Source organism: Micromonospora sp. DT229 (genome assembly GCF_049844505.1).
GTDB lineage: Bacteria > Actinomycetota > Actinomycetes > Mycobacteriales > Micromonosporaceae > Micromonospora.
This window is the reverse complement of the sequence record NZ_JBNCLD010000011.1, coordinates 138,715-151,634: the sequence shown is the minus strand read 5'-3', so window position 1 is coordinate 151,634 and position 12,920 is coordinate 138,715. Positions and strand designations below refer to the sequence as shown.

At 74.4% G+C, this 12,920-nt stretch carries 11 protein-coding genes; 6 read left to right on the top strand and 5 right to left on the bottom strand.

Annotated elements, in window-relative coordinates:
• Nucleotides 1–7: 7 nt before the first annotated feature.
• The 5 genes from ACLQ2T_RS19005 to ACLQ2T_RS18985 are packed head-to-tail and all read right to left on the bottom strand — an operon-like array spanning nt 8 to nt 3,783.
• Nucleotides 8–1,135, bottom strand: coding sequence for a glycosyltransferase (locus tag ACLQ2T_RS19005; protein WP_425767686.1), 1,128 nt, complete (start codon nt 1,133–1,135; stop codon nt 8–10).
• Nucleotides 1,132–1,986 carry a carotenoid biosynthesis protein gene (locus ACLQ2T_RS19000; protein ID WP_425767685.1) on the bottom strand — a complete coding sequence of 285 codons (855 nt, stop codon included), beginning with the start codon at nt 1,984–1,986 and terminating at the stop codon, nt 1,132–1,134. The genes ACLQ2T_RS19005 and ACLQ2T_RS19000 overlap by 4 nt, the downstream gene beginning before the upstream one ends.
• Nucleotides 1,983–2,546 carry a GNAT family N-acetyltransferase gene (locus ACLQ2T_RS18995; protein WP_425767684.1) on the bottom strand — a complete coding sequence of 188 codons (564 nt, stop codon included), beginning with the start codon at nt 2,544–2,546 and terminating at the stop codon, nt 1,983–1,985. Before ACLQ2T_RS18995 ends, ACLQ2T_RS19000 begins: the two co-directional genes overlap by 4 nt.
• On the bottom strand, nt 2,543–3,298 hold the full coding sequence (locus tag ACLQ2T_RS18990) for a monooxygenase (protein ID WP_425767683.1): 756 nt from the start codon (nt 3,296–3,298) through the stop codon (nt 2,543–2,545). The genes ACLQ2T_RS18995 and ACLQ2T_RS18990 overlap by 4 nt, the downstream gene beginning before the upstream one ends.
• Nucleotides 3,295–3,783 carry a YbaK/EbsC family protein gene (locus tag ACLQ2T_RS18985; RefSeq protein ID WP_425767682.1) on the bottom strand — a complete coding sequence of 163 codons (489 nt, stop codon included), beginning with the start codon at nt 3,781–3,783 and terminating at the stop codon, nt 3,295–3,297. The genes ACLQ2T_RS18990 and ACLQ2T_RS18985 overlap by 4 nt, the downstream gene beginning before the upstream one ends.
• A gap of 462 nt (nt 3,784–4,245) precedes the next feature.
• On the opposite strand from ACLQ2T_RS18985, the gene ACLQ2T_RS18980 reads away from it, so the two are divergent.
• The 6 genes from ACLQ2T_RS18980 to ACLQ2T_RS18955 all read left to right on the top strand — a co-directional run bounded on the left by ACLQ2T_RS18980 (nt 4,246) and on the right by ACLQ2T_RS18955 (nt 12,906).
• Nucleotides 4,246–4,695 carry an SAV_6107 family HEPN domain-containing protein gene (locus ACLQ2T_RS18980; RefSeq protein WP_425767681.1) on the top strand — a complete coding sequence of 150 codons (450 nt, stop codon included), beginning with the start codon at nt 4,246–4,248 and terminating at the stop codon, nt 4,693–4,695.
• A gap of 157 nt (nt 4,696–4,852) precedes the next feature.
• Nucleotides 4,853–5,572, top strand: coding sequence for a hypothetical protein (locus ACLQ2T_RS18975; RefSeq protein WP_425767680.1), 720 nt, complete (start codon nt 4,853–4,855; stop codon nt 5,570–5,572).
• A 154-nt stretch (nt 5,573–5,726) separates the two neighbouring features.
• Nucleotides 5,727–7,400, top strand: a complete 1,674-nt coding sequence (locus ACLQ2T_RS18970; protein WP_425767679.1) for a DNA polymerase Y family protein — start codon at nt 5,727–5,729, stop codon at nt 7,398–7,400.
• A gap of 60 nt (nt 7,401–7,460) precedes the next feature.
• Nucleotides 7,461–10,832 (top strand): error-prone DNA polymerase, encoded by a 3,372-nt coding sequence (locus tag ACLQ2T_RS18965; RefSeq protein ID WP_425767678.1) that lies wholly within the window; start codon nt 7,461–7,463, stop codon nt 10,830–10,832.
• Between the two features lie 116 nt (nt 10,833–10,948).
• On the top strand, nt 10,949–11,695 hold the full coding sequence (locus tag ACLQ2T_RS18960) for a methyltransferase domain-containing protein (protein WP_425767677.1): 747 nt from the start codon (nt 10,949–10,951) through the stop codon (nt 11,693–11,695).
• On the top strand, nt 11,692–12,906 hold the full coding sequence (locus tag ACLQ2T_RS18955) for an alkaline phosphatase family protein (protein ID WP_425767676.1): 1,215 nt from the start codon (nt 11,692–11,694) through the stop codon (nt 12,904–12,906). Before ACLQ2T_RS18960 ends, ACLQ2T_RS18955 begins: the two co-directional genes overlap by 4 nt.
• Nucleotides 12,907–12,920: the final 14 nt, after the last annotated feature.

Here is a 12,920-nt window from a genome sequence, read left to right as displayed (position 1 = left end):
GGCGGAGCTAGCCGACCGGACGGCCGCGCCAGGACAGGCGCCGCCGCTTGCGCAGATGGTACGACCGTAGGGTCAACCAACCGAGGACCGCGACCGACACGGGGTGGCTCAGCGCGTCGGGCCAGGCCCGCCCGCCGGTGGCCCGGGCGCTGACCACCCGTCCCACCACCCCGGTCAGGTACGTCAGGGCGGCCACCCCGGCCAGGTCCGGCGCCCCGGCCAGCAGGGCGGCCACGGCGACCAGCGGCGGTGCGGTGTAGAGCAGGAGCAGCAGGCCGACCACCAGCGCGGCGGCCAGCGGATGCCCGAAGGTGGCCCACAGGGACTTGGTGTAGCCGTCGCGTAGCTGCGGCCAGGTGTCGTACATCCGGCAGGTGGCCAGCCGGGAGCCGTCGGCCAGGGCGATCCGGCCACCGGCGCGTTTCACCGCGCGGGCCAGCTCGATGTCCTCCAGCACCCGGTCGGCGACCGCCGCGTGCCCCCCGGCCCGCAGGTAGCCGGCCCGGTCGACGACCAGGAACTGCCCGCCGGCCGCGGCCAGGGAGGGCCGCGGCGAGCCTTCCATCGCCCGCAGCGGCAGGAAGGTCAGCCACAACCACTGCAACAACGGCTGCACCAACCGGTCGGCCACCGTCCGCACCACGATCTTCGGGTACGGCGACAGCAGGGTCACCTCGGCGGCGCGCAGTTCGGTGACCGCCGCCGCCACGGCGTACGGGCGAAGCACCACGTCGGCGTCGACGAACACCAGCACCTCGGCCGACTCCTCGGCGTGGCCGGCCAACTGCCAGCAGGCGTGTGGCTTGCCCAGCCAGCCCGGTGGCGGGGCCACCCCGGTGTGCAGGGTGACCCGGGGATCGTCGCCGACCAGGGTGCGGACCACCTCGGCGGTGCCGTCGGTGGAGCCGTCGTCGAGCACCACGATCCGCAGCCCGGGTACCCCACGCTGGGCCAGCAGCGCCCGCAGGCACGGGGTGACCCGGTCGGCCTCGTCGCGCAGCGGCAGCAGCACGGTCACCCGTTCGCCGGTCCGCACCGATCGGTCGGTCGGGCGGCGCAGCCACCGGCCGGCGTTGACCAGGGTGTGCCCGGTCAACACGGCGACGAGGAGCAGTACGACCAGCGGCCCGGTCATGCCGTGACGTCGGCCCGGGTGGGTGCCGTGATGGGGGTGTCGTCGGGCTGGTGGCGGCTGCGCAGCAGCGTCACCGCCAGGGGTACCGCGATCACCGCCATGCCGACACCGCCCCACAGGGCGGAGGCGGGCAGGTCCAGGAAGACCGCGTGGGCCAGCACACTTGAGGCGTACGTCCACAGGTAGAGGGCGTACATCGGCCGGTCGTGGGCGTCCGTGTCGAGCACGGCGGACCCGGCCAGCGGACGCAGGGCGGTCATCACCAGCACCGCGAACAGCAGCCAACCCAGGTAGTTGCTGACCGGGATGCCGGCCAGTCCGGGCAGCGCCGGGGTGGCGTCGCGCCACACCCAGTGCCCCTCGGCGACCATCTGGGGATCGAGGAAGAGGTCCCAGGTGGCCAGCCCGATAGTGGCCAGCCCGATCCGCGCCGGCCACCGCCACCACCCGCGTGCTGTGCCGCCGCCGATGATTCGGGTCGCCACCAGCCAGGCCGGCCAGGCCATCCAGGTCCAGGCCAGCGGGATGATCAGTGGCACCCCGGCCAGTTTCGGGCCGAGTTGGCCGGAGTAGTCGTAGCTGCCGAACGGGAAGCCGGTGGCCACCCCCAGGGCCTCGATGGCGAAACCGCCGCCGGTGGCCAGGGCGACGAGCGCCAGGGCGGTACGGGGTCCCCGGCTGAGCAGGGCGTGCCCGACCGAGAGCAGGTAGCCGAGCACGACGGTGGCCACGGTCAGCCGGGCCCGGGTCGACCCCTCGGTCAGCGGGTAGCAGATCTGCGCCAGCACCAGCAGGGCCAGCAGCACCCAGGGGTAGGCCCGCAGGGGGCGGGTCGGTGCGGCTGCGGTCATGACCGTACGGGTGGCTGCTCGGCGGGGAGGGGCAGATCCCGGCCGAGCACCCCGAACGGGCGCTCGTCGCCGGGAAAGCGGAAGTCGCGCAGCAGGTCGACGAAGCCGAATCGGCGGTACAACCGCCAGGCCCGGGAGGTCTGCTCGTCGGCCTCCGGGGTGGACAGCAGGGTGGTCGCGCCCTCGGCCAGGGTGAGCAGGGCCCGCAACTGTCCGGCCCCCAGACCGTGCCCCTGTGCCGGTGGGCTCACATGCAACTCGACCACCTCGAAGCAGTCGGTGAGCCAGCGTCGGCGGGCGGCCGGGTCGAGCGCCCGCCAGACCTGGTCGTGCCACCACTGGCCGGCGCTGCCGGTGTAGCCGTACCCGAAGCCGGCCAGGTGGCCCTCGGCGGTCAGGCTGGCCACGGCGCGGAAGCCGGGCCGGCGTACGTGGGTGGCGATGTAACCGCGACGGCCCGCCAGCAGGTCGGCGCGGTAGCCCATGGCCTCGCCGTAGACGGTCACCACGTCGTCCAGTCGCCGGAGGAGATCGTCCGGTGTCCACCGCACCAATCTCATGCCCGTCCACCCTTCGCCGGGTCTCCGTCGACCCACCCCAGTACGGTCCGGTCACCGATCACGTCACGCACCTCGAACCGGGCGAAGAGTTCCTCCGCGTACCATCGCGCGGTCTCCGTCCGGGTGATCGCGGCCCGGTGCTGCGGGTGACGGTACGCGAACCCCACCAGGTCTGCCGGATCGCGCCACACACTCACCGTGCCCTGCCAGCCCAGCGGCGCCTCACCGACACCGAAACGGGCCAGCAGGCCGGGCGCGGCGTGCAGGGCGGCGGCCACCGGGGGGACCGCCCGCCAGAAGGTGAGGGCGCGGGTGGGGCGCAACCGGGCCCGGGTGAGGGCCAGCACCGGCCCGGTCACCCGGCCACCGGTCGGCTCGCCGAAGGGCCGTCGACCGGACCACTCACCCCGGCTGCTCAGCGGCCGCAGGTCGAGTCGGACACCGGCGGTGGCGATGTCGGACCAGGCCCGGCCCACCGGCGAGTCGGCGAACCGGGTGGCCGCGACGGGGGAGTCCCACACCGTCAACGCCGCCCAGCGGGTCGGGTCGGCGTCGCCCGGCCCGAAGCCGGTGCCGGTTCCGGTGCCGAGCAGCTTGCCGAACCGTACGCCGGGCAGGGCGCGCAGCCGACGCGGATCCCGCGCCATCCGCAGCAGCGCCCGACCCACGGCGGTACGCGGGATCCGCCACACGTGCAGAGTGACCAGTTGGGGGACCTGCTCCGACCCGTTCACGCCGCCGCGCTCGTTCACGCCACGTCGGTCGGGGTGCCGCCGGTGATCCGCAACAGTTCGGCGTACGTGGTGGGGAAGACCGCCTGCGGTACGCCACCGGCGGCCCAGATCTCGTCGTACTTGTCCAGGGCGTTGTCCACCAGGGTGCGCAGCGGCTGCGGATGACCCACCGGGGCGACCCCGCCGATCACCTGGCCGGTGTGCTCCTTGACGAACTGCGGCGTGGCCCGGCGCAGCCGGGTGATGCCGAGCCGGGCGGCCAGGCCGGTGGTGTCCACCCGGTGCGCGCCGGAGGTCAGCACCAGCAGCGGTGCCCCGTCGGCGTCGAAGACGAGGGAGTTGGCGATGGCGCCCACGTCGACGCCGAGCGCCTCGGCGGCGGCTGCGGCGGTGTGCACGGCGTCGGGCAACAGACGGACCGTGGCCGGGGCGTCGGAACCGCTGCGCGCCTGGGCGGCGTCGAGCGCGTCCTGCACGGCCCGGACGTTCGGGTGTGACTGCATCCCGCCATTCTTCCCGGTACCCGTCCAGGCGGCGCAGCCGGCCAGGGCGCAGCCGGTGGCCGGCCAGGTCGGCGCGTCACACGTTGCATTTTCGTCGGGGGGAGGGTGTACTGTCAGCAGTAGTTAGAACGAGTGTTCGATTGAGTCGAACGTTCGTTCCAACCCCTCGGGGTGGGTGTTTCGCGGCACCTGGCCCCGAGAGGTGCGGTACCGCGGACCGCACCGGGCTTCGGGCAGTCGCGAGTCCGGACCCATCAGGCAGGAACGTCGTCCGCCGCCCACGACCCCCGGGCGGCGGACGACGGACCCGCCGGTACGCCGGCCGGGTGTGGTGTGGGGAAGCTCCACACCCGGCCGGCCACCCGATCTGGTGCGTCTTCCTCCGCACCGCCCGCCGCGGGTGCCCCGCCGACGGATCTCCTCCGCCGCGCGGTCGCCCGCCGGTCCGCCTGGAGGAGTGACATGCCGACCAGCCCGGCCCAGGTGCCGACGGTGCCCGCGCACGTGTTGCCACACCGCACCCCCGCCCAACTACTGGCGGTGGCTCGGCAAGGGCTCGCCGAAGCCGCCCGGACGAGCCCCGATGGTCTCCGGTACGCCACCGCCCACCTGGCGGCCCTGCGTGCCGCCGCCGCGGTGCTCGCCGCCCGGGCCCGTCCCGCGCCTACCCGCCGCAGTCGGATCACCAGTGTCTGGGTCCTGCTCGCCGGTGTCGCCCCCGAACTGCACGAGTGGGCCACCTACTTCGCCCTGGCCGCCGGCAAGCGGGCCGCCGCCGAGGCCGGCATACCTCGGGTGGTCACCACCCGGGAGGCCGACGATCTGCTCCGCGCCGCGGAGGAGTTCGTGGCGGTGGTGGAGTCCGCACTCGACCTGGTCCATCAACCGGCCATCGAGGGGCTCGTCGCCTGAGTCGCGGCGTCCGGTCACCACCGGCGGGACACCAGGATGACCGGACGCCGTCAGGGCCCTCCCGAGCCGACCATGCCGCCTCGGCACCTTCTTATCTGATCAACGACAGCACCATCCCCGGGCCGGTGCCCGGGGCGACACGACGGGGGTAGATCCGATGGCGGGCCGCATGGTCGTCGGTTCCGCCGCGCTGGCCGAGTTGGTGCGTCCGGCCAGCGCCCCCGATCCGGCGGGCGGCCACCGGATGCTGCCGGTGCGGCCCGAGCTGAGCGGGTTGTTGCCCGGCCGAGGGCTGCGCCGGGGCAGCACCATCGCGGTCGGTGCCGGGCAGTCCCGGCACAGTGGCACCACCTCACTGCTGTTCGCCCTGCTGGCGGAGGCCTCCCGCACCGGCTCATGGTGCGCGGTGGTCGGGTTGCCGACCTTCGGAGCCGGCGCGGCGGCCGAGGCGGGGATCGTCCTGGACCGGCTGGCCCTGGTGCCGCAGCCCGGCCCGGAATGGCCCACCGTGGTCGCCGCGCTCATCGACGGGGTCGATGTGGTGGTCACCGCCGTACCGGCCACGGTCTCCGCCTCCGTCGCCGGCCGGCTGGCCGCCCGAGCTCGGCAACGCGGCAGCGTGCTGGTGCCCTACGGCCGGTGGGAGGGCGCGGACGTGACCCTCCAGGTGGTACGCGGGGTGTGGGAAGGGCTCGGGTCGGGTCGGGGCCGGCTGCGGCGCCGCGAGGTGACCATCTCGGCGCGTGGTCGGGGGGCGGCGGCCCGCCCCAAGGAGATCAAGGTCTGGTTGCCCGGTGCCGAACTGACCCGGGTCATCCCCGGGCCCGCACCGATCGGCCGACCGGAGACCGCTCTACGCGTGGTGACCTCGGCATGAGCGTCCGCCCGCAGGCGAATCATCAGCTCGGTGCGCTCCAGGACGGTGCGCTCCAGGACGGTGCGCTCCAGGACGGTGCGCTCCAGGACGGTGCGCTCCAGGACGGTGGTCAAGTCGGCCTGGTTGTGATCACGACCATCTCGAGGTCCGGCCGATGACGCGGACCCTGTTGCTCTGGTGTCCGGACTGGCCGGTGCTGGCCGCCGAGATCATCGACGGGGTGCCGGCCACCGGACCGGTGGCGGTGCTGCACGCCAACCGGGTCATCGCCTGCTCCGAGCAGGCCCGCGCCGAGGGGGTACGCCGAGGGCTGCGTCGGCGGGAGGCGCAGGGGCGCTGCCCACAGCTGACCGTCGTCGACCACGACCCCGGGCGGGACGCGCGGGCCTTCGAGCCGGTGGTGGCCGCGGTCGAGGAGGTGGCGGCCGGGGTCGAGGTGATCCGCCCCGGAGCCTGCGCGTTGCCCGCCCGGGGGCCGAGCCGGTACCTCGGCGGTGAGGAGGCGGCGGCCGAGCGGATCGTCGAGCATGTCGCGCAGAGCTGCGCGGTGGAGAGCCAGGTCGGCATCGCCGAGGGGGTGTTCGCCGCCGGGTTGGCCGCCCGACAGGGGCGGACAGTGCCGCCCGGCGGGACGCCGGAGTTCCTGTCCACCCAGCCCGTCGAGGCCCTCGGTCGGCCCGCCCTGGCCGACCTGCTGCGTCGACTGGGGGTGCGTACCCTCGGTGACTTCGCCGCGCTGTCCGCCGGTGACGTGTTGGCCCGGTTCGGCTTCGACGGGGCGCTGGCCCACCGGATGGCCGCCGGGCGGGACGACCGCCCGCTCGCGGTCCGGCGCCCTCCGGTCGACCTGACGGTCACCGCGGACCTGGACGAGCCGATCGAGCGGGTCGACGTCGCGGCGTTCGCCGCCCGGACCCTGGCCGAACGGCTGCACGAACGGCTCACCGGGCACGGGCTTGCCTGCACCCGGCTCGGCATCGAGGCGGTAACCGCGCACGGCCAGGAGTTGCACCGGGTCTGGCGGCACGACGGTCTGCTGAGCGCGGCGGCGATCGCCGACCGGGTCCGCTGGCAACTGGACGGCTGGCTCACCGGGGCCCGCCGGGGCGGCCCGGCCCGGCCCACCGCCGGGATCATCCGGCTGCGGTTGGTGCCGGACGGGGTGCTGGCCCAGACCGGCCTGCAACCCGGGCTGTGGGGCGAGACCGGCGAGGAGCGCGAACGGGCACATCGGGCGCTGACCCGGGTGCAGGGACTACTCGGCCCCGAGGCGGTGGTCACCGCCGTGCTCGGTGGCGGGCGGTCCCCGGCCGACCAGGTACGGCTGGTCCCATGGGGCGACGAACGCCGACCCACCCGCCCCGATGCCACTGCCCGTCCCGGCGACGCCCGGTTGTCCGATCGCTCCGGTGCTGCACCGTTGGCTGCCCGTACCGGTGCCGTTCCGTTGTCTGGTCGCTCTGCGTCGCTGCCGTCCTGGCCGGGGCGGCTGCCGCCGCCCTCACCGGCGGTGGTGCTGCCCACCGCACTCGCCGTACACGTGTGGGATGCCGCTGGTGAACCGGTGACGGTGAGTGCCCGGCTGACGATGAGCGCCCCGCCGGCCCGGCTGAGCACCGACGCGACCGTGGAGGCCCTGGCCCGGGTAGGCGTGGGCAGGGGAACCGAGATCGTCGGCTGGGCCGGTCCGTGGCCGGTCGACGAGCGGTGGTGGGCCCCGGCCGAGGCCCGTCGCCGAGCCCGCTTCCAGGTCCTCCTGGCCGACGGTGTCGCACTGCTGCTCGCCGTCGAGCACGGCCGGTGGCTGCTGGAGGCGATCTATGACTGACGTGAATCTGCCCTCCCGGGGGCCGGCACGTACCGAGATCGTGGCGGCCGGGTGGGGACGGTGAGTTTCCACAACCCACGGTTGCCGTGGTCGGAGCTGGAGCGGGTGCTCTCCGGGCGGTCGGGCAAGGGGAGCGAGCAGGGCGCCGGGGAGCGGCATCTGCATGTGGTGGACCCGCTCGCTATCGACGCCGACGGGGGCGACTCGCCGGCCTGGAACCGGCGCCGGGAGCACTACCGTCCACCGGAGCTGACCCGACCCGACGGCGTGCTGCCGTACGCGGAACTGCACGCCCACACCAACTTCAGCTTCCTCGACGGCGCCAGCCATCCGGAGGAACTGGTCGAGGAGGCCACCCGGCTGGGGCTCACCGCGCTGGCCGTCACCGACCACGACGGCTTCTACGGTGTGGTGCGCTTCGCCGAGGCGGCCCGCGCGCTGCACCTGCCGACGATCTTCGGGGCGGAGCTGACCCTGGGCCTGCCCGGCCCGCAGAACGGGGTACCCGATCCGCACGGCAACCACCTGCTGGTGCTGGCCCACGGCCACGAGGGGTACGCCCGGCTGGCCACCACCATCGCCCGCGCCCACCTGCGGGGCGGGGAGAAGGGCCGCCCGGTCTACGGCGAGCTGGAGGAGATCGCCGCCGACCTGCGCGACCACGTGCTGGTGCTGACCGGTTGCCGCAAGGGGCACGTGCCGGCCGCCCTGCTCACCGAGGGGGTCGAGGCGGCGGCCCGCGAGCTGGACCGGCTCACCGCCCTGTTCGGGGCGGAGACGGTGGCGGTGGAGCTGACCGACCACGGGCATCCGGTCGACGAGGACCGCAACGAGGCCCTGGCCGAGCTGGCCGCCGCCGCCGGGCTGCCCACGGTGGCCACCGGCAACGTGCACTACGCCACGCCGGGGCGACGTCGACTGGCCACCACCCTGGCCGCCGTACGGGCCCGGCGCAGCCTGGACGAGATGGACGGCTGGCTGCCCGCCGCCGGCACCGCCCACCTGCGTTCCGGTGTCGAGATGGCGGCCCGGTTCGCGGCCTACCCGGGTGCGGTGGCCCGGGCCGCCGAGTTCGGCGCGGAACTCGCCTTCGACCTGCAACTCGTCGCACCGCAACTACCGGCGTACCCGGTGCCGCCGGGGCACACCGAGATGAGCTGGCTGCGGCAGCTCACCGAGGCCGGCGCGCGAGAACGCTACGGCCCGCGCGAGGCCCACCCGCAGGCGTACGCGCAGCTCGACCACGAGCTGAACATGATCGAGGCGCTGGGCTTCCCGGGCTACTTCCTGGTGGTCTACGACATCGTCGAGTTCTGCCGCCGGGCCGACATCTACTGCCAGGGCCGGGGCTCGGCGGCCAACTCGGCGGTCTGCTACGCCCTGCGGATCACCAACGTGGACGCGGTCCGGCACCGGCTGCTGTTCGAACGCTTCCTGGCCCCCGAGCGCGACGGCCCGCCCGACATCGACGTGGACATCGAGTCCGACCGCCGGGAGGAGGTCATCCAGCACGTCTACGCCCGGTACGGCCGGGAGCACACCGCCCAGGTGGCCAACGTGATCTCGTACCGGCCCCGGTCGGCGGTGCGGGACGTGGCCAAGGCGTTCGGTTTCTCGCCCGGTCAGCAGGACGCCTGGAGCAAGCAGATCGACCGCTGGGGCGAGGTGGCCGCGGCGGACGTGCCGGAGATCCCCGAGCAGGTGATCGCGTACGCCAACGAGGTGCAGACCTTCCCCCGGCACCTGGGCATCCACTCCGGGGGCATGGTGATCTGCGACCGGCCGGTGATCGAGGTGTGCCCGGTGGAGTGGGGGCGGATGCCCGGCCGCAGCGTGCTCCAGTGGGACAAGGACGACTGCGCCGCCGTCGGCCTGGTCAAGTTCGACCTGCTCGGCCTGGGCATGCTCTCGGCGCTGCACTACGGCTACGACATGATCGGGATGAGCCTGGATCTGGGCGACATGAGCCTTGACGATCCCGAGGTCTACGACATGCTCTGCCGAGCCGACTCGGTCGGGGTGTTCCAGGTGGAGAGCCGGGCCCAGATGGCCACCCTGCCCCGGCTCAAGCCGCGCGAGTTCTACGACCTGGTGGTGGAGGTGGCGCTGATCCGACCCGGCCCGATCCAGGGCGGCTCGGTGCACCCGTACATCCGGCGCAAGAACGGGCAGGAGCCGGTGACCTACCCGCATCCGCTGATGCGCAACGCCCTGGAGAAGACCCTCGGGGTGCCGCTGTTCCAGGAGCAGTTGATGCAGCTCGCCATCGACCTGGCCGGTTTCGACGCGGCCGAGGCCGACCAGTTGCGCCGGGCGATGGGGGCGAAGCGTTCGGTGGAGCGGATGGCCCGCATCGCCGATCGGCTCTACACCGGCATGGCGCAGCGGGGCATCACCGGCGAGTTGGCCGACGACGTCTACCGCAAGCTCACCGCCTTCGCCAGCTACGGCTTCCCGGAGAGCCACGCGATGAGCTTCGCCTACCTGGTGTACGCCAGCTCCTGGCTCAAGCGCTACCACCCGGCCCCCTTCCTGGCCGCGCTGCTGCGCGCCCAACCGATGGGCTTCTACTCGCCGCAGACCCTGGTCGACGACGCCCGCCGGCACGGGGTGCAGGTCCGCCGACCGGACATCAACGCCAGCGGGGTGCAACCGGTGCTGGAGTCCACAGCGGACACCCGGTGGGGCAGCCGGCCGGGGGAGCCGCCACACGCCTGGGGGCTGGGCGGGCCGGCCGTACGGCTGGGACTGTCGGGTGTGCGTACCCTCGGCGAGCCGGTGGCCGAGCGGATCGTGGCCGAGCGGACGGCGCACGGGCCGTACCGGGACATGTCGGATCTGGCCCGGCGGGTGGGTCTGACCGCCGCCCAACTGGAGGCCCTGGCCACCGCGGACGCCTTCGCCTGTCTCGGTCTGACCCGGCGGCAGGCGCTGTGGGCGGCCGGCGCGGCGGCCCAGGACCGACCGGATCGGCTGCCCGGCACGGTGACCGGCGCGGCGGCGCCCACCCTGCCCGGGATGGAGGCGGTGGACCGGCTGGTCGCCGACGTGTGGGCCACCGGGTTGTCCCCGGAGAACCATCCGGCCCGATTCATCCGCCCCCAGTTGGAGGCGATGGGTGCGGTACCGATCGACCGGCTGGGTCGGGTGGAACCGGGTCGGCGGATCCGGGTCGGGGGGATCGTCACCCACCGGCAGCGGCCGGCGACCGCGGGTGGGGTCACCTTCATCAACCTGGAGGACGAGACCGGGATGCTCAACGTGACCTGTTCGCCGGGGCTGTGGCAGCGGCAGCGGCGGGTGGCCCGGACCAGCGCGGCGCTGGTCGTGCGGGGGCGGCTGCAACGACACGAGGGGGTGACCAACCTGGTCGCCGACCGGTTGGAGGCCATCGAGCCACCGGTCCGTCCGGCCTCCCGCGATTTCCGCTGAGGCGGGTGGGTCGGCCACCCCCCCCGGGTGCTTCGACCTGGCGTGACCCGGCTCGGTGGGGTGTGGACCCAACCTCGGTGAGCAGGATCGGCGGGACAGGCCCTAGGCTCGACCGGGTGGAACAGACCCCAGGCGCGGCCGGGCCGCCACTGACTCCCCGTACCGCCGTGGTCTGGTCGGTGCTGCGCGCCGAGCTGGACCGTCGGCCCGCCGCCGAGTTGACCGTGCTGGACGTGGGTGGCGGCACGGGTGGTTTCGCCGTACCGCTGGCCCAGGCCGGGCACCAGGTCACCGTGGTCGACGCCAGTCCGGACGCCCTCGCCGCCCTCAGCCGCCGGGCCGCCGAGGCCGGGGTGGCCGACCGGGTACGCGCGGTCCAGGGCGACGGTGACGCCCTCGCCGGGCTGGTCGAACCGGCCAGTGTCGACCTGGTGCTCTGCCATGCCGTCCTGGAGGTGGTCGACGAGCCGGCCTCGGTGGTGACCGCGCTGGCCACCGCGCTGCGTCCCGGCGGCGCGGCGAGCATGCTGGTGGCCGGTCGGTCGGCGGCGGTGCTCGGCCGGGCCATGAACGGTCACCTCGACGTGGCCGCCGCGCTGGCCGCCGACCCCGAGGGCACCGCCGGGCCCCGGGACACCCTGCGCCGCCGGTTCGACGCCGAGGGCGCCGCCGCGCTGCTCACCGCCGCCGGCCTCACCGTCGAGGAGATCCACGGGGTACGCGTCCTGGCCGACCTGCTGCCCGCGGCGGTCGCGGACGGCCAGCAGGCGGCCCTGGTCGAGTTGGAGCGGGCCCTGGCGGCCCGGTCACCCTGGCGGGATCTCGCCGCCCAGCTGCACCTGTTCGCCCGCCGCCCGGCATGACCGACCCCACCGCGACCCCCCACCCGGTGCCGGTGTCGAGCGGGGACCCCGGCGTCGACAAGGGGCCCTTCCTGGCACCGGTGGTGCCGGAGTACGGCGGGCGGAGCCTGGCGGATGTGCTGCCCAGCGCGCTGGCGGTGCTCGGGGTGCCCGGTGCGGTCGACCTGCTCGGGCTGGCCGACGAGTTGGCCGGGGTACGTCGGGTCGCCGTGCTGCTGGTCGACGGGCTCGGCTGGCACCAGGTCCCGATCGCCACGCCGTACGCGCCGACCCTGGCCGGGCTGACCGCCACCACCGGCCGCCCGCTCACCTGCGGCTTCCCCTCCACCACGCCGACCAGCCTGGTCACCCTGGGCACCGGTACGGCCTCCGGCGCGCACGGGGTGCTCGGTTTCAGCCTGCGGATACCGGGCACCGACCGGGTGCTCAACCACCTGGAGTGGGTCGACGAGCCGTCCCCGCTGCGCTGGCAGCCGGTCACCACGGCGTTGCAGCGGGCCCGGGCCGCCGGTGTCGCGGTGACCGTGGTGAGCCGACCGGAGTTCGGCGGCACCGGCCTGACCGTGGCCGCCAACCGGGGCGGTGACTACCGGGGCGCCACCGGGGTCGAAGCGCTGGCCGCCACGATGCTGGCCGCCCTGGGCGCCGGGACCGGGCCCACCCTGGTCTCCGGCTACCACCCGGACCTGGACCGGCACGGCCACCTCAGCGGGGTCGACTCGGTGCCCTGGCGTACCGCCGCCACCGAGGTCGACGGGCTGCTGGCCCGGCTGGTGGACGGGTTGCCGCCGGACGCGGCGCTGCTGGTCACCGCCGACCACGGGCAGTTGAACGTGCCGGCCGGGCACCGGTTCGACCTGGACACCGATCCCCGGTTGACCGCCGGGGTGCGGGTGGTCGCGGGGGAGCCCCGGGTGCGCTACCTGCATGTCGTCCCAGGCGCCACCGAAGACGTACGGGCCGCCTGGTCGCAGGTGCTGGGCGCGGCGGCCCGGGTGCTGACCCGGGAGGAGGCGGTGGCCACCGGCTGGTTCGGGCCGGTGCCCGAGGAACACCTGGCCCGCGTCGGCGACCTCGTGGTGGTCTGCAACGACACGTACGCCGTGCTGGCCAGCCGCTCGGAGAGCCCGATGCTGTCCCGGCTGGTCGGCTTCCACGGCGCGGACACGGCAGCCGAGATGACCATTCCGCTGCTGGTCGTACGGGGCTGACCGGCCGAGGGTGT